Origin of the sequence: Methylocystis sp. Sn-Cys (assembly GCF_016745395.1) — a bacterium.
Lineage (GTDB): Bacteria > Pseudomonadota > Alphaproteobacteria > Rhizobiales > Beijerinckiaceae > Methylocystis > Methylocystis iwaonis.
Genome location: NZ_JAERVJ010000004.1, coordinates 138,186 through 153,663, shown reverse-complemented (window position 1 = coordinate 153,663; position 15,478 = coordinate 138,186). Strand labels below are relative to the sequence as shown.

17 protein-coding genes and 1 tRNA gene are annotated in these 15,478 nt (G+C 64.5%); 8 read left to right on the top strand and 10 right to left on the bottom strand.

Annotated elements, in window-relative coordinates:
* Positions 1 to 380: 380 nt before the first annotated feature.
* From JJT62_RS10115 to JJT62_RS10085, 7 genes are all read right to left on the bottom strand, one after another.
* A complete protein-coding gene (locus JJT62_RS10115) occupies positions 381 to 971 on the bottom strand; it encodes a polymer-forming cytoskeletal protein (protein ID WP_202072630.1) in 591 nt (196 codons plus the stop codon).
* 163 nt (positions 972 to 1,134) lie between these two features.
* Entirely contained in the window at positions 1,135 to 2,094 is a 960-nt protein-coding gene (locus tag JJT62_RS10110; protein ID WP_202072629.1) for a tyrosine recombinase, read from the bottom strand.
* Between the two features lie 10 nt (positions 2,095 to 2,104).
* Positions 2,105 to 2,248 (bottom strand): oxidoreductase, encoded by a 144-nt coding sequence (locus JJT62_RS10105; RefSeq protein WP_202072618.1) that lies wholly within the window; start codon positions 2,246 to 2,248, stop codon positions 2,105 to 2,107.
* Positions 2,249 to 2,317: 69 nt separating this feature from the next.
* The gene (locus tag JJT62_RS10100) at positions 2,318 to 3,040 is read right to left on the bottom strand and encodes a L,D-transpeptidase (RefSeq protein WP_246744816.1); all 723 of its coding nucleotides are present in this window, start codon (positions 3,038 to 3,040) and stop codon (positions 2,318 to 2,320) included.
* A 339-nt stretch (positions 3,041 to 3,379) separates the two neighbouring features.
* The gene (locus tag JJT62_RS10095; protein ID WP_202072616.1) at positions 3,380 to 4,012 is read right to left on the bottom strand and encodes a septation protein A; all 633 of its coding nucleotides are present in this window, start codon (positions 4,010 to 4,012) and stop codon (positions 3,380 to 3,382) included.
* 5 nt (positions 4,013 to 4,017) lie between these two features.
* Positions 4,018 to 5,094 (bottom strand): signal recognition particle-docking protein FtsY, encoded by a 1,077-nt coding sequence (ftsY, locus tag JJT62_RS10090; protein ID WP_202072614.1) that lies wholly within the window; start codon positions 5,092 to 5,094, stop codon positions 4,018 to 4,020.
* Positions 5,095 to 5,476: 382 nt separating this feature from the next.
* Positions 5,477 to 6,460 (bottom strand): beta-ketoacyl-ACP synthase III, encoded by a 984-nt coding sequence (locus JJT62_RS10085; protein ID WP_202072612.1) that lies wholly within the window; start codon positions 6,458 to 6,460, stop codon positions 5,477 to 5,479.
* A gap of 700 nt (positions 6,461 to 7,160) precedes the next feature.
* Here JJT62_RS10085 and rimO point away from each other — a divergent pair.
* Positions 7,161 to 8,507 carry a 30S ribosomal protein S12 methylthiotransferase RimO gene (rimO, locus tag JJT62_RS10080; protein WP_202072611.1) on the top strand — a complete coding sequence of 449 codons (1,347 nt, stop codon included), beginning with the start codon at positions 7,161 to 7,163 and terminating at the stop codon, positions 8,505 to 8,507.
* Between the two features lie 81 nt (positions 8,508 to 8,588).
* Complete coding sequence (locus tag JJT62_RS10075) at positions 8,589 to 8,888, top strand: hypothetical protein (RefSeq protein ID WP_202072610.1); 300 nt, start codon at positions 8,589 to 8,591, stop codon at positions 8,886 to 8,888.
* Here the strand turns inward: JJT62_RS10075 and JJT62_RS10070 are convergent, their stop codons facing one another.
* The 3 genes from JJT62_RS10070 to JJT62_RS10060 all read right to left on the bottom strand — a co-directional run bounded on the left by JJT62_RS10070 (position 8,889) and on the right by JJT62_RS10060 (position 11,464).
* Positions 8,889 to 9,455 carry a nicotinate-nucleotide adenylyltransferase gene (locus JJT62_RS10070; RefSeq protein WP_202072608.1) on the bottom strand — a complete coding sequence of 189 codons (567 nt, stop codon included), beginning with the start codon at positions 9,453 to 9,455 and terminating at the stop codon, positions 8,889 to 8,891.
* Positions 9,456 to 9,679: 224 nt separating this feature from the next.
* Complete coding sequence (locus tag JJT62_RS10065; protein WP_202072606.1) at positions 9,680 to 9,973, bottom strand: GIY-YIG nuclease family protein; 294 nt, start codon at positions 9,971 to 9,973, stop codon at positions 9,680 to 9,682.
* 195 nt (positions 9,974 to 10,168) lie between these two features.
* Complete coding sequence (locus JJT62_RS10060; RefSeq protein ID WP_202072604.1) at positions 10,169 to 11,464, bottom strand: glutamate-5-semialdehyde dehydrogenase; 1,296 nt, start codon at positions 11,462 to 11,464, stop codon at positions 10,169 to 10,171.
* A 109-nt stretch (positions 11,465 to 11,573) separates the two neighbouring features.
* Between JJT62_RS10060 and JJT62_RS10055 the strand changes: the two genes are divergently transcribed.
* The 6 genes from JJT62_RS10055 to JJT62_RS10030 all read left to right on the top strand — a co-directional run bounded on the left by JJT62_RS10055 (position 11,574) and on the right by JJT62_RS10030 (position 15,477).
* Positions 11,574 to 11,649 (top strand) — tRNA-Glu (locus tag JJT62_RS10055).
* Between the two features lie 233 nt (positions 11,650 to 11,882).
* Complete coding sequence (locus JJT62_RS10050) at positions 11,883 to 12,173, top strand: YARHG domain-containing protein (RefSeq protein ID WP_202072603.1); 291 nt, start codon at positions 11,883 to 11,885, stop codon at positions 12,171 to 12,173.
* Positions 12,174 to 12,264: 91 nt separating this feature from the next.
* Positions 12,265 to 12,603: a hypothetical protein gene (locus JJT62_RS10045; protein WP_202072602.1), complete on the top strand. Its 339-nt coding sequence runs from the start codon at positions 12,265 to 12,267 to the stop codon at positions 12,601 to 12,603.
* Positions 12,604 to 12,985: 382 nt separating this feature from the next.
* Positions 12,986 to 13,408 (top strand): group II truncated hemoglobin, encoded by a 423-nt coding sequence (locus JJT62_RS10040; RefSeq protein ID WP_202072601.1) that lies wholly within the window; start codon positions 12,986 to 12,988, stop codon positions 13,406 to 13,408.
* Between the two features lie 249 nt (positions 13,409 to 13,657).
* Positions 13,658 to 14,386, top strand: coding sequence for a YkgJ family cysteine cluster protein (locus tag JJT62_RS10035; protein ID WP_202072600.1), 729 nt, complete (start codon positions 13,658 to 13,660; stop codon positions 14,384 to 14,386).
* Between the two features lie 149 nt (positions 14,387 to 14,535).
* Positions 14,536 to 15,477: a hypothetical protein gene (locus JJT62_RS10030; protein ID WP_202072598.1), complete on the top strand. Its 942-nt coding sequence runs from the start codon at positions 14,536 to 14,538 to the stop codon at positions 15,475 to 15,477.
* Position 15,478 lies beyond the last annotated feature (1 nt).

Here is a 15,478-nt window from a genome sequence, read left to right as displayed (position 1 = left end):
AGGCTTCGCGGACGCCAAATGAAAACGCCCGCACTGGAGCGAGCGCATATCAGTGACAAAGTGGCGTTGACGCCCCTCGTGCTTCGAGACGCCTGCTGCGCAGGCTCCTCAGCATGAAGGAATTTTACAACAATCGCTTATACGAGATCCGCTTGGTTGGCTCGCCGTCATTGCGAGGAGGCGGAGCCGACGAAGCAATCCAGGGCCGCATCACTGCCCTGGATTGCTTCGCTTCGCTCGCAATGACGGACTCTGAGCAAGACCAGCGCCGTTGTGGCTCTGGATTCCCGGTCGGCTTTCAGCCCGGGGAATGACATGCCCCGATACGAGCCGTTCAAACGGAAATGGTATTAGGCCTCATCCTGGCGAGCGAGCGAAAATCACGCCCGGCCTTTGCGGCTCGACATCGGCGTGCGCAGCACATTGCGGCGCTCCGCGATGATCTCGCTCGCGACGGTTTTCGCGGCGCTCTTTCGGGCGGCGCGCGCGGCCTCGCTCAGCCGATCGAGGGAAGCGCTCGTCCTCCCGATCTTGGGCGCAACCGGCGCCGGCTCGGCGCGCTCTTCGCGAAGCTGTGGAACGATCTTGGCGGCGGGCGCGGGCCTTGCGCCGGCGCGCTCCTCGCTGGTGGCGGAAAGATCGCCGGTGACGACGGCGCCCTTCTCCAGCTCCATCTCCCGATAGATCACCCGCCCCTCGACGCGGCCGGTCGAACGGACGGTGAGAAGCTCGGAGATTTCCACGTGGTCGCTGATCGAGCCGCTGACGTCGGCCTCTTCGGCCACGAGATGGCCGCGGATCACGCCCGATCGTCCGACGACGACGCCGCGCGCCGTGACGTCGCCCTCGACCACGCCGTCGACGACGAGCAGATCAGGAACGGAGAACGCGCCCTTCACCGTCACGCCAGCGCCGATATAGACGACGTTCTCCTGCTCCGGCCTGAAACCGGCGATCGCGTTGGCAGCCATTTCCGTCCCTCTGAAGCTGAGCCATAATATTAGCTTGCGGCGACCTTACGTTAACAGAAGCCTTACCACAATAAAAAATGGGCTGACGACAATTGGACCGAGAAGCGGCGCCAAGCGTGACTATGCTTCTCGGCCATTCGTCTTACCAACAAAGCTGACGAATCTACCCTTGCTCCGAACGAGACTCATCCGTGAGCGGATGCAGGTCGCGAACCATGGCCCGCATTCTTTCGTCGAGCACATGCGTATAAATTTGCGTCGTCGCAATATCAGCGTGGCCGAGCAGCTCCTGCACCACGCGCAGATCCGCGCCGTTCTGTAATAGATGGCTGGCGAAGGCATGGCGTAGCGCATGCGGATGGACCTGCGCCGCGGATAATCCGGCCGCGACGCCGAGCGTCTTCAGCTCGCGCGCGAAAGCCTGCCGGGTGAGATGACCGCTGTCGCTGTCGGCGGGAAAGAGGAAAGGCCCCTGCGCAAGCTCCGGCGAAACCGCCTCGATGAGCTTGCGGTAATCGACGAGCGCGCGCTTGGCGCGTTCCGTCAAGGGCGCCAGCCGTTCGCGCCCGCCCTTGCCCTTGATCGTGACGAAGGGATCGCGCGCCCGCGCCGCGCTTTTAGGCAGCGACACCAGCTCCGAGACGCGCAGCCCCGTGGCGTAAAGCGTCTCCAGAAGCGCGTAGAGCCGCGCGGCGCGCAATCGCTCGCGCAGGGGACGCTTTTCATCGTCCAACCCCTCGCGCGCCGTGGCGAGCAGGCGGTCGACCTCATCGACCGACATCACCCCCGGCGCGCTGCGCACCAGCCGGGGGCCTTCCAGTGCGGCGGCCGGATCGTCGCTACGATGGCGGTCGACGTAGAGGAATTTGTGAAACTGCCGCACCGCCGAGCGCCGCCGCGCCACTGTGGCGCGCGCCATGCCGCGCGTGTCGAGTTCAACAAGATAGGCCCGCAGATCCTCGATGGTGGCGCCGACCGGACCCCGGCCCTGGGCGCGCAGAAAATCGATATAGTCGGTCAAATCGCGCCGATAGGCGTCCAGCGTGTTGTGCGCCGCGCCGCGTTCGGCCGCCTGCATATCGAGAAAGGCGTCGAGCAAAAGCGCGGCGGCGGGAGCGCTCATGGGCGCAAGCCTATTTGTTCAGGCGCTGCGCCGGGATCGTATAGCTCATCTCGCGCGGCTGCGGCGTGACAAAGGAAACGACCGCGACCATCGCGCCATAGACCAGCGCGACGAGGGCGGCGACGATCACGAGAAAGCGGATGAGGCTCGGCAAGGCGGCGACTCTTGGTCAATGACGCTCCGAGCTATCGCCCGAAGCGCCTGCGATTGCAACCGTGAGCGCTCAGCGGACGACCACCCGCGCGCCCACGCCCACGCGATTATAAAGATCGACCACATCGTCGTTCATCATGCGGATGCAGCCGGACGAGACATTCTGACCGATCGTATGCGGCTCATTGGTGCCGTGAATGCGGTAGAGCGACGAGCCAAGGTAGAGCGCGCGGGCGCCGAGCGGATTGGCCGGACCGCCCGCCATATGCCGCGGCAGATCGGGGCGGCGGGCGAGCATCTCGGCCGGCGGCGTCCAATCGGGCCATTCGGCCTTGCGGCTGATGGTCTTCACGCCCGACCATTCGAAGCCCGGCCGGCCCACGCCGATGCCATAGCGCGTGGCGTGGCCGCGGCCGTGAACGAGATAGAGAAACTTGTTCGACGTATCGACGACGATGGTGCCGGGCGCCTCGCCGCCCGCATATTCGACGTCTGCCCGCATATATCTCGGGTCGGCGGCGCGCTCCATTTCGACGGACTGCGGCGCGTAGGCGGCCGTTTGCGTGCGAGGATTGGGGTAGGCCGCCGGCGGCGCGGCGTAGCGCGCTGGCCTCGGCTCGTCGCCGACCAGCGCCTCGATGAGCCCACCGCCGAGCGGGCTCTGCTCCTGGTAATAATAACCGGGAACGGGCGGCGCGGCCGTGACAACCGGATTGGCCCGAGCCGGGATGACGAGAAGCGCGGCAGACGCGACCGAAGCCGCGCAGCTAAGAAAGACGGTGCGTTTACGCATGACAAAAACCATTGCGAGCGCGCCATTGCTTTTCGAATGACGCGATTGGCGATGGTCATGATGATATAGCGTCAAATTTTACGGTAAATACTAACCAGTTCTCGTGGTTATCAATGAGAAAACGTCAACCATTACTTGGTTAGGTGCAGGTGAATATTAATGATGAAAAATGGGTTTAGGCGGAGCCCGCTTGGCTGGGTGAGCTGTCATTCCCGACGCTCGCGCAGCGAGCGATCGGGAATCCAGAGCAAAACCAGCGTTTTGTGACTCTAGATTCCCGGTCGGGCTTTCAGCCCGCCAGATCCGAGCCGTTCGAGCGGAAAGAAGGCCAGTGCGGGTCTAGAAATGCGATTCAGATTCCGGATTATCCTCTTCCTCCGGTATCTGGTGCTTCATGATCAACGGCGCCTGGGAGATCGCGAAGAGGATCGTCAGCGGGAGAATGCCGAAGACCTTGAAGTTCACCCACTCGTCCGTGGTGACCACGCGCCGCACCACCTCGTTGAGGCCGGCCAGGAAGAAGAAGAAGAAGCCCCAGCGCCAGGTGAGCTTGCGCCATCCTGCGTCGTCGATATGGATCGCCATGTCGAAAACGATCGGCAGCAAGAGCTTGCCGAAGTAAAGGGCGCCGATCAGCGTCGCGCCGAACATCGAATAAAGGATCGTCACCTTCAGCTTGATGAAGGTTTCGTTCTGCAGAAAGACCGTCAGCCCGCCGAAGACCAAAACCAATAGCGCCGTCACGACCGGCATGGCCGGTAGATGGCGCGTCACCGACCAGGAGACGGCGAGCGTCACCAGCACGCCGACCATCAGCACGCCGGTGGCGTAGAAGATGCCGAACTTGCTGTTGACGATGAAGAAGATGATGAGAGGCCCAAGCTCGAGGGCGACTTTCAATCTCGGGTCGAGCTTCTTCTTTGGAGCCGCCGGCCGTTCGAGGCCGGGCGCGGTCGTCGTTTCCTGCGTCATCCCTATCAGCTTTCCGGCGCCGCCTCCGGCGCGTCTTCCTCATTCAGGCCGGCGATCGCGCGGGCGAAATCGCGGGCGGTGAAGGGCTCGAGGTCGTCCTGGCCTTCGCCGACGCCGATGAAGTGGATCGGCAGACCATGAGCCTCGGCGATCGCCACCAATATGCCGCCGCGCGCCGTGCCGTCGAGCTTGGTCATCACGAGGCCGGTGACGCCCGCCACACGGCCGAAAATCTCGACCTGCTGGAGCGCGTTCTGACCCACGGTGGCGTCGAGCACCAGCAATACCGAATGTGGGGTCTCCGGGTCGGCTTTTTTCATGACCCGGACAATTTTTTCAAGCTCGGCCATCAGCTCGGCACGATTTTGCAGGCGTCCCGCGGTGTCCATCAGGAGAATGTCGGCGTCTATCTCGCGGGCGCGCTTGATGGCGTCGAAGGCGAGGCCGGCCGCGTCCGCCCCCTCCTTGCCCGCGACAACCTCGGCCCCGAGCCGGTCGCCCCAAATCTTGAGCTGGTCGACGGCGGCGGCGCGGAACGTATCGCCCGCCGCGAGCACCACCTTCTTGCCCTCGCCCCGCCATTTCGCGGCGAGCTTGGCGATGGTCGTCGTCTTGCCCGAGCCATTGACGCCCACGACCAGGAAAACGAAAGGCTTCTTGGTCTCGTCGATCTCCAGGGGCTGGGCGACGGGCGTGAGAACCGCCTCCACCTCGCGCGCGAGAATGGCGCGCACCTCTTCGGGGGCGATGTCCTTCTCGTAGCGCGCCTTGCCGACGGCGTCGATGATGCGCGAGGTGGCGCCGACGCCAAGGTCGGCGCGCAGCAGCACATCCTCCAGCTCTTCGAGCTTGAGCGCGTCGAGCTTGCGCTTGGTGAAGATGTCCGTGACGCCCTGGCTGATCGCCTGCGAGGTTCGCGAAAGGCCGCCGGTGAGCCGCTGCCACCAGGAGCGCTTTGGCGGTTCCTCCGGCGTCTCCTCGACCGGCGCCTCGGGCGCCTCCGCCGCCGGCTCCGCGCCGCCCCTGCCGAAGAGGCGGGCGAACATGCCACGCTTTTTAGACCCGTCTGCGTCCGTGCTCATGCGTCCCTCGATTGACGAAATGCCTACACCAGTCGGGCATAAAGGGCCAGCAGGACGCGCACGGAATGCGCCGTTACGCAAAACTTCGCTATCAAATTATTGTCGCGCCACGCTTTTCTCAGGCAGGCGCGCGCCTAGATGTTACGGGGGCCGCGTTGCGGCGGCGTATCGCCGTATGGCCCTTCGAGGGCGGGCGGACGCAAAGTCCGCCTGCCTGAGCCTTCTCATACCACTTCCGCTCGCATGGGATGTGTCATTCCCGGCGGGCTGAAAGCCCGACCGGGAATCCAGAGCCACAAAAGCGCCGGTTTTGCTCTGGATTCCCGATCGCTCGCTTTGCGAGCGTCGGGAATGACAGCGAACCAATCAAGCGGATTTCGTATCACCACCGCAGAACGGCGCCGCCCCAGGTCATGCCGGCGCCGATGGCCATCATGGCGATGATGTCGCCCTTCTTCAGCTTGCCGGCGCGATTGGCCTCGTCCAGCGTGATCGGCATGGAGGCGCTCGACGTATTGCCGAAGCGGTCAATATTGATCCAGCATTTGTCGCGGGGCACGCCGAGATTGTCGAGCGCGGACTCGATGATGCGCTGATTGGCCTGATGCGCGATGACGTGGGTCACGTCATCGGCCGAAAGTCCCGCCTTGGCCAGGGTCTCCGCCACCACCTCGGGCAGCAGCCTTGTCGCGACCCGATAGACCTCGCGGCCGCGCATTTTGATCTTGCTGTCTTTGGTCGTCAGCATCTCTTCCGACAGCGGCAAACGGCTGCCGCCGCCAGGGATGCCGAGGATTTTCGTCAAAGAACCGTCCGTGCGGAGCGTCGCCGCCAACAGGCCGTGCCCCTCCTCCTCCGTCGCGCCGAGCAGGATCGCGCCCGCCGCGTCGCCAAAGAGCACGCAGGTCTCGCGGTTGGTCCAGTCCACGTAGCGGCTCAAGGTCTCGGCGCCGATGACGAGCGCCCGCTTGACCATGCCGGTGCGGATGAACTGATCGGCGATGGTGAGGCCGTAGAGCGAGCCCGCGCAGGCGGCGGCGACGTCGAAACAGAAAGCGTTGCGCGCGCCGAGCAGCTCCTGAACATAAGCGGCGCAAGAGGGCGTCGGCGTGTCGCCGGTCACCGTGCCGACGACGATCATATCGACTTCCGCCGCGCTCACGCCCGCAAAATCCAGCGCCTTGCGTGCGGCCGCCGCGGCGAGGTCGGAGGTCGCCTCGTGATCGGCGGCGATATGCCGCTCCTTTATGCCCGTGCGGCTGACGATCCACTCGCTGTTGGTGGCGACCATCTTCTCCAGATCGGCGTTGGAGAGGACGCGCTCGGGCGCATAGGAACCGGTCCCGAGAACAATGGAATTCGGCAAGGTCAGGGTCTTTCTGAAAGGCTCAGGCGGCGCGCCAAGCGTTAACGAGCCAAGGCGCCCCTCGCGCCCGGAAGGCTCCGGCGCGGCTATTCATAGTGGCGCGCGCAGGAAGCGCAAAGGATTTTTGCCGTCTGTTTATTAAGCCATTGTTTCAAACCCATAAAAAAGCTTCTGCCGCGGCATGGCGGGAGCGGACGTCCAAACTCTCGACCTGCGAATTCCGCGCGGTCGAAACTTTTTCTTAAGCTCTCGAAACTATTAACAAGATACCAGAGCGGCGGGCCGCCGTCCGGTTCCAATAATAGAAAATTTCGATCGCCTTGCCGCGCTTCATTCCGCGCGCCAGTTGGAGTTTGCGTCCATGATTCACGCCCTCGTTCTAGCGCTCGTCGCCATCTACGCCCTCGTCGGCGCCCTGACAGTCTGACCCCTCGGACCGCGAGCCTTCAGGCTCGCATCATTTTTTGGATAGTCTCCGAGGCGGCCTCCTCCTTCGAGACGCGAGCGTCGCTCGCTCCTCGGGATGAGGCCTAAGTGTTTGAAGGAAATTGCATAAGCCCCTCATGCTGAGGAGCCTGCGCAGCAGGCGTCTCGAAGCACGAGGGGCGTCGAGCGGTTCTCCCGGCAATCGCATTTTTCGAGCGAGCCCAAAGGCTCGCGGTCCATTGCTATTCGCCGCGCGCCATGGCAATCGGGCGCGATGCAGGAAAATCCAAAATCGGCCGCCGCCCCGCGCGTTTCCTTCGTGTCGCTGGGCTGCCCCAAGGCGCTCGTCGACAGCGAGCGCATCGTCACGAGATTGCGCGCCGAAGGCTATGAGCTCGCGCGCCATCACGCCGGCGCGGATGTCGTCGTCGTCAACACCTGCGGCTTTCTCGACAGCGCCAAGGCGGAGTCGCTCGAAGCCATCGGCGCGGCGCTCGCCGAGAATGGCAAGGTCATCGTCACGGGCTGCATGGGCGCCGAGCCCGAGGCCATCACCGGGCGCTTTCCCGGCGTTCTCGCCGTCACCGGCCCGCAGCAATATGAGAGCGTCGTCGAGGCCGTGCACCGCGCCGCCGCGCCCGCGCATGATCCTTTCGTCGATCTCGTGCCCGAGCAGGGCGTCAAGCTCACGCCGCGCCATTACGCCTATCTGAAAATCTCCGAGGGCTGCGACAATAGCTGCTCCTTCTGCATCATCCCGCATCTGCGCGGACCGCTCGTCTCGCGCCCGGCGGCGGATGTGCTGCGCGAGGCCGAGAAGCTGGCGCGCGCCGGCGTCAAGGAATTGCTGGTGATCTCGCAGGACACCAGCGCCTATGGCCGCGACCTGCGCTATGCGGAGAGCCAATTCGGCGACCGCGCCGTGCGCGCGCGTTTCCTTGACCTTGCCAAAGAACTCGGCGAGTTCGGGATGTGGGTGCGGCTGCACTACATCTACCCTTACCCTCACGTCGACGATGTCATCGGCCTCATGACGGAAGGAAAGATCCTTCCCTATCTCGACATCCCCTTACAGCACGCCGCGCCCAATGTGCTGAAGGCCATGAAGCGCCCGGCGAATGAAGAGAAGACGCTCGCCCGCATCAAGAGCTGGCGCGCCGCCTGCCCCGATCTCGCTTTGCGCTCGACCTTCATCGTCGGCTTCCCCGGCGAGACGGAGCAAGACTTCGAAACCTTGCTTCAGTGGCTCGACGAGGCGGAGATCGACCGCGCCGGCGCCTTCAAATATGAGCCCGTCGCCGGCGCCCCGGCCAATGACCTCGGCCTCGCGCCCGTGCCGGACGAGGTGAAGGAAAGCCGCTGGAAGCGCTTCATGGAGAAGCAGCAGGCGGTCTCCGCCCGGCTGATGAAGCGCAAGGTCGGCAAGCGCCTGCAGGTCATCATCGACGAGGCGGGAGGCGGCCCTACGGGCGCGCTCGCCAAGGGCCGCACCAAGGCCGACGCGCCGGAGATCGACGGAACCGCTTTCGTCGCCTCACGCCGCCCGCTGCGTCCCGGCGACCTCGTGACGATCAAGGTGGATCGCGCCGACGCCTACGACGTCTACGGCGCGGCCGGTTGAGCCACGGGCGGGCCTATGGCGTAAGCCTGCGCCCTGGCCCATATTAGGGGGCGAAGAAAACGCTCAGGGAGCTTAGAGAAAATGTCGGAAGACCCCAAGGACAGCCGCCCGCAGCAGAACCAGAAGCCCGGACGAAATCCGCCGCCGACGCTCCTCATTCCGAAGAGCTTCTTCTATGTCACCGGCGCGATCATCATCGGCTCCTTCGTGCTGACGCTCTTCGTCCGGAATCCCTACTCGCAAGCTGTCCAGGAAGGCAGCAGCTTCTACGAGAACGGCATCGACAACTCGGCCATGATGTGGGTCGCCATCTTCATCGGCATTCCAGCGAGCTTCTGGGCCTATAAGCACTGGATTCTGCCGCTCTTCGAGAAGAAGTAATCAGCGCCCAGCCTTCCGCCGCAGCGCCGTTGAGGAGGACGGGCTGCGCGGCCCGTGCAGATAGACAAGCGCCGGCGGCGTCGCCGTCGCCAGTAGCGGCGCCTCCCGCTCTTTTCTGCGGGCGCCGGGAAAGCGCAGCGCGGCTCTCGCGCTGGCGGCCTTCAGCGTCGCGCCCGGCCGGTCGATCACGGCGATCGGCGTCGTGCGCATGATCTCCTCCCAGCGCCGCCAGCGATGGAACTGCAGGAGATTATCCGCCCCCATGATCCAGACAAACCGCACGCCGGGGCAGCGCCTGTGCAGAAAGCGCAGCGTGTCGGCGGTATAGCGCGCGCCAATCTCCGCCTCGAGCCCCGTGACCACGATGCGCGGATCGCGCGCGGTCTTGCGCGCCGCGGCGATGCGCGCCTCGAGCGACGCGAGGCCGTGCGTGTCTTTCAGCGGATTGCCGGGCGTAACGAGCCACCACAGCCGATCGAGCCGCAGCCGCGTCAAAGCGAGGCGCGAAACGAGCGCGTGGCCTTCGTGCGGCGGATCGAAGGAGCCGCCGAAGAGGCCGATGCGCATGCCGGGCGCGTGGGGCGGGAGGCGAGGCGGCGGGCTCAAAGTTTACAGCCCCGCGCCTGACGCCCGGGGACTCCAGAGCAATCTCTGAGATCGTCGTGGTGGCCCTGGATTCCCGGTCGGGCCTCCGGCCCGCCGGGAATGACAACCACCCCCAGGTCGTGGACCGCGAAAGACGCCCACTGTCATTCCCGCGAAAGCGGGAATCCAGAGCAGCAACGCCACGCTCAGCAATTGAGATCCAGATAAAGATCCCGCCACATCGGATTCACGCTCTCGATCAGCTCCAACTTCCAGCGACGCTCCCATTTCTTCAACTGCTTCTCTCGGGTGATCGCTTCAGTGACATCGGCGTAGGTCTCGTACCAGACAAGCATCTGCACGTTATACCTGGACGTAAAACCGGGAAGCTGCTTCGTCTTGTGTTGGCGAACCCTTCGCGCAAGATCATTTGTCACGCCAATATAGAGCGTCCCGTTTCGCTGACTGGCAAGCATATAGACAAAGTAGTTTCGTTCCATCGCGCTGCTCACGCGCCCGACGTTCAGACCAGATCAACCTCCAAGACGGCCGCCGCGGCCCTGGATTCCCGGTCAGGCCTTCGGCCCGCCGGGAATGACAGTCGCTCGCATGGCTTGTCCCGCGACTACAGAACTGTCATTCCCGCGAAAGCGGGAATCCAGAGCGACAGCGACGCACCCGCGAAATCGCCTGCCCTACCCCCGCACCTGCCCCGCGCCATGCACGCGATATTTGAACGACGTCAGTTGCTCGACGCCCACCGGCCCGCGCGCATGCATGCGGCCGGTCGCAATGCCGATTTCCGCCCCGAAGCCGAATTCGCCGCCATCCGCAAATTGCGTCGAGGCGTTGTGCAGCACGATGGCGGAATCGACTTCCTGCATGAAACGCCGCGCGACAGCGTCGTCGCGTGTGATGATGCAGTCGGTGTGATGCGAGCCATAGGTCTCGATATGCTCGATCGCCGCCTCGACGCCGTCGACGACTTTGGCGGCGATGATCGCGTCGAGATATTCGGCGCGCCAGTCGTCCTCCGTCGCAGGCTTCACACGCGTGTCGGCAGCCTGCGCCGCCGCGTCGCCGCGCACGTCGCAGCCGGCGTCGATCAACATGGCAATAAGCGGCGCGAGATGCGTCCCCGCGCAAGCCTTGTCGACGAGAAGCGTCTCGGCCGCGCCGCAAACGCCGGTGCGGCGCATCTTGGCGTTCAGTAGCACGCGCTTGGCCATGTCGAGATCGGCGTCCTTATGGACGAAGACATGCACAATGCCTTCGAGATGCGCGAAGACCGGCACGCGCGCCTCATGCTGGACGCGCGCGACGAGGCTCTTGCCGCCGCGCGGCACAATCACGTCGATATTGCCGTCGAGCCCCGCGAGCATGGCGCCGACGGCAGCGCGGTCGCTGGTCTCGATGAGCGAGATCGACGCCTCCGGCAGCCCGGCCGCTTTCAGCCCGGCGACGAGGCAGTCGTGAATCGCCCGCGACGAGCGCAGGCTCTCCGAACCGCCGCGCAGAATCGCGGCGTTGCCGGCCTTGAGGCATAGAGCGCCGGCGTCGGCGGTGACATTCGGGCGGCTCTCATAGATCACGCCGATGACGCCGAGCGGCGTGGCGACGCGCTCGATGACAAGGCCGTTCGGCCGCTCGAATCGCGCGAGCAGCCGGCCGACCGGGTCGGGTAAATCCGCGATCTCCTCGACACCCCGGGCGATGGCCTCGACCCGGCCAGGGTCGAGCGTCAGCCGGTCGATGAAGGAGCCCGCCGTGCCGCGGGCCTTCGCGTCGGCAACGTCGAGGGCGTTGGCGGTGAGAATCGCGCCGCTCTGGCGGCGGATTTCGGAGGCCGCGACGCGCAACGCCTGATCCTTGACCTGCGCTGGCGCGAGCGCCACGGCCCGCGCCGCCTTGCGGGCGGCGCGCCCAAGGGCGGCAAGCGCGGCCTCGAGGCTTTGCGCCTCGGGCGTTTCTTTGGTCAGGATCTGCGTCATCGTCATCGTCCCAAAATCAGGCCCGATGGCTATCACGGCAAAAGAAAGCGCGAAAGTCTCGGCGAGGCCCTTGCCGAGCCGCTCCGGCCGGTCTATAGAGCGGCTCCCCGCTCCCTTCGTCTAGCGGTCTAGGACGTCGCCCTCTCACGGCGAAAACAGGGGTTCGAGTCCCCTAGGGAGCGCCAATTACCTTCTACATCTCCGCGCCGCGTGCGCGCCCGGCTTCGCGCAGGGCCGCGATCTCCTGTGGGCAATGCTCAAAACGGGCGAGATTTTCCAACCATTCGTTAGGCTCGCGTAATATACTGTTGCGCCGCCCAGTCATGCCCCCACAGGGCTGCGGCGAATAAAATGCTTTGAAAATATAAGGTTAAGCAGATCCTTTAGCTTCTCTTCGGGGGCGCATGAAGGAGCAAGAATGAAACAATTTTGGTTCTCTTGCGCGCGCGTGAGCTTTGCGGCCGTTGTCGCCGGGACGGCGCTCGTCGCAGCGCCGGCGAAAGCGCAGCATCCGTCTGAAATGTCTTGCGGCCAGCTCTGGTACGAGCGCAACAAGATTTATGCGCGCAACGGATATTGCTTCAAGACAGCGCGGGCCCGCGCCGAATTCGGCCCCGGCTGTTTCCCGCCCTATGGCGACCTGCGCGGATGGGAGCGTCGCAGGGTGAATGAAATCCAGATGTGGGAAAGCCGCAATGGCTGCAACTAGCGCGCTTTCCGCTCGCATGAAAATCATGCGCGCGATGAGAAAGCGCGGCGGCGACTCTGCTTTTTTCAACCCCGTAACCGAGAGGATTTACATGAACGCTTACGCCAAAACGACGGCTGCGTCGCTTGTCGCGATCGCGGCGCTCGCCGCCAATCCGCTCACCGCCTCGGCCATGCCCGCGGCCTCGAAGGACGCGCTCGCGCAGTCGAACGACTCTGCGGGGCTGCAGCAGGCTCATGCAGTCTGGGTCTGCCGCTACGGCCGCTGCTGGTGGAGCCATTCCGGCCATTACCACGGCGGCTATGGCTGGGGCGGCGGTTACGGCTGGGGCCACCACGGCGGCTGGGGTCATCATGGCGGGTGGGGACATCACGGCGGATGGGGTCATCACGGCGGCCATCACGGCGGCGGTCATCACGGCCATTGGTAATCGAACGCCGCACTCGCGCGCATGACCTCATGCGCGCGGAAAGCGCACAAGAGACACGGATCGAGACGACGCTCTCGATCCGTTTTGTTTTTAGGAAAGCAAATTGCCCTCGTCTCCATCGCCTTGCGCCGCCGCATGATCGTCGGGAGGGCCAACGAATAATATGCGCTCCGCTCGATTGGATTGCCGCCGTCATTGCGAGGAGGCGAAGCCGACGACGCAATCCAGGGCCGCATCGCCGCCCTGGATTGCTTCGCGTCGCTCGCGATGACGGGCTCTGGTCGGGCCTTCGGCTTGTCGGGAATGACAACCCGATGCGCGCTCTTCAACCGCAGATGCTATGAGGGCCTCGCCCTGGCGCCCATGTTGCTGGAAGTCTGAGATGACGACGAATAACGCTCGGAATGCGACTTTGTACGACCATATCGGCGGCGCCTCCACTGTCGACCAATTGGTGGAAGCGTTCTACCGCAACATGGACACAATGGAGGCGGCGCGGGGGATACGCGCCATGCATACGACAGACCTCGGTCCGACCAAGGCGATCCTGAAGCTCTATCTGACCGAATGGCTGGGCGGCCCCGCGAATTATTCGGCGAAACGCGGCCATCCGCGGCTCAGAATGCGTCACGCGCGTTTCCACATCGGCCCCGCGGAGCGCGACGCCTGGCTCATCTGCATGGACGCGGCGCTGGACGCGTGCATAACCGATCCGGCGGCGCGAGGATCGATCGCGCAGGCGCTCGCCAAGCTCGCCGATTGGATGCGTAACGATCCCGACAACGCGCACGACAAAGCGCATTGACGCCGCGCCGCTCGCGACGGCGTCGCCGCGCCTAGAGTCTTGCCCTTGACCGCCGTCGAGCGTTGCACGGCTCGGCGCCAGCTATTATCAGCAAGCGTCCAGCACCGGAATCCACTCCCCTGGCGCGGCGCGCACTGTCGTCGCCAAACTGGGATATAGGTTTTGCGGATGGACGAGAAAGCTGGATCGCATTTCGCAAAAGTCTATCGAGTTTTGCGGAATGCGCTCTAACGACAGGGACTCGAAAACATGCGCAAGGACGGGCCCGCTTCCTTCTTCCGGGCGACAAGCCGGGCGTTCGGCGATACGGTCGCCGCGCGACGCAACCAGGCTGATCTCGTCGGCGCCCTTTGCGCGCAGGCTTTCGACCTTTTCGAGAAAAATGTCGTCATCCAGGCCGAAGGCGCGCCGGCGATCGCCTGTCATGGCGAATGCGCGGCGTGCTGCCGTCTTCGCGTCGTGGCGACGGCGCCCGAGGTTTTCCTGCTGGCCCGTTTCGTGGACGTCAACGCCCCGGCGTTCGAGGCGCGGGGGATCGACCTTCCGCGCCGCATCGCCGAGGCGGCGAATACGGTTGGAAGCCTGGATGAAGCGTCGCGCTTGGCGGCCAAGCACTATTGCCCGCTGATCGAGAAAGACCTCTGCCTCGCCTATCGGCTCCGCCCGCTTGCGTGCCGAGGTCATGCGGCGTTGGATAAGCTCGCCTGCATTTCGGCGGCCGAGGGCGAGGGAGACGAGGCGACCGTATCGACGCCGCATCTGGTCGTTCGCAGTCTCGTGCAAAACGCCATGATGAACGCCATGCGCCAGTCGGGCCTCGCCTGGGGACTATACGAGATCACCAAAGCGCTGGAGATCGCCTTGCGGGCTCCCGCGGCGATCGAGTCCTGGCTCGGCGGCGAAGACCCTTTGTCTCCCGCGCTCATCGCCGAATTCGATCTCGGCGAGGCCGCCGCGCTTTTTGACGGGATCGCGTGATTTAAAAAAACGGCGTTCGCTGGCGCCGGACAGCAACCGAACGGCCTTACTCAACCAAGCCGCGAATTTTAGGGCTAGCTAAACCATTCAAGAAGTCTCAAGCTTTTGAGCGCCTAATCGCGGCGTGCGCGTGATGGAGAGAAGCGCTCGTGAAAACCTTGTTCTGGTTGCAGACTGGGGCCTGCGGCGGCGACTCGCTTGCAATTCTGAGCGCTGAAGCGCCGAGCTTCGAGCAATTATTCGCCTCCTGCGGGATCGAGCTGCTCTGGCACCCCTCCCTCTCGCATGCGCCGATGAAGCGTTTTGACGCGCTGATCGAAAACATCGCGTCGGGCGCCCAAAAGCTCGACATCCTCTGCGTCGAGGGCAGCGTCGTCACCGCGCCGCGCGGCACCGGCCTTTACGACAGCTACCGGGGCCGGGCGCGTATGGAGATCACGCGCGCGCTCGCCCGGCGCGCAAATATCGTCGTCGCCATGGGCACGTGCGCCAGTTTCGGCGGCGTTCACGCGGCGAGCCCCAACCCCGCCGATTGCATCGGCCTGCAATTCGACCGGGAGACGCCGGGCGGCCTTTTGCCGGCGGACTGGCGCGCCGGTTCGGGCCTGCCGGTCATCAATATCGCCGGCTGCCCGGCCCATCCCCACGCCATGACCCAGACGCTGGAGGCGATCGCCCAGGACCTGCCGCTCGCCCTCGATCCGCTGAACCGGCCTGCCGCTTTCTTCAGCACTTTGGCGCACCAAGGCTGCACGCGGAACGAATACCACGAATATGACGTCGAGGATTTGGAGCTCGGGGGTCGCGCCTGCCTGTTCTATAATCTGGGCTGCCAGGGCCCGCTGACCCAGGCGGTCTGCAACAGCGATCTTTGGAACGGCGTCAACAGTAAGACGCGCGCGGGCGTCCCCTGCTTCGGCTGCACGGCGCCCAATTTCCCGCGCGAAACGGACCTCTTCGCAACGGCGAAGATCGGCGACATTCCGCTGCGCCTGCCGGTCGGCGTCGAGCGCGCCCGCTACATGGCCTATAAGAATCTCGCCCGCGCCGCCGCGCCCGCGCGCGTCCGAAACAAGAAGATGGACGTTTGAC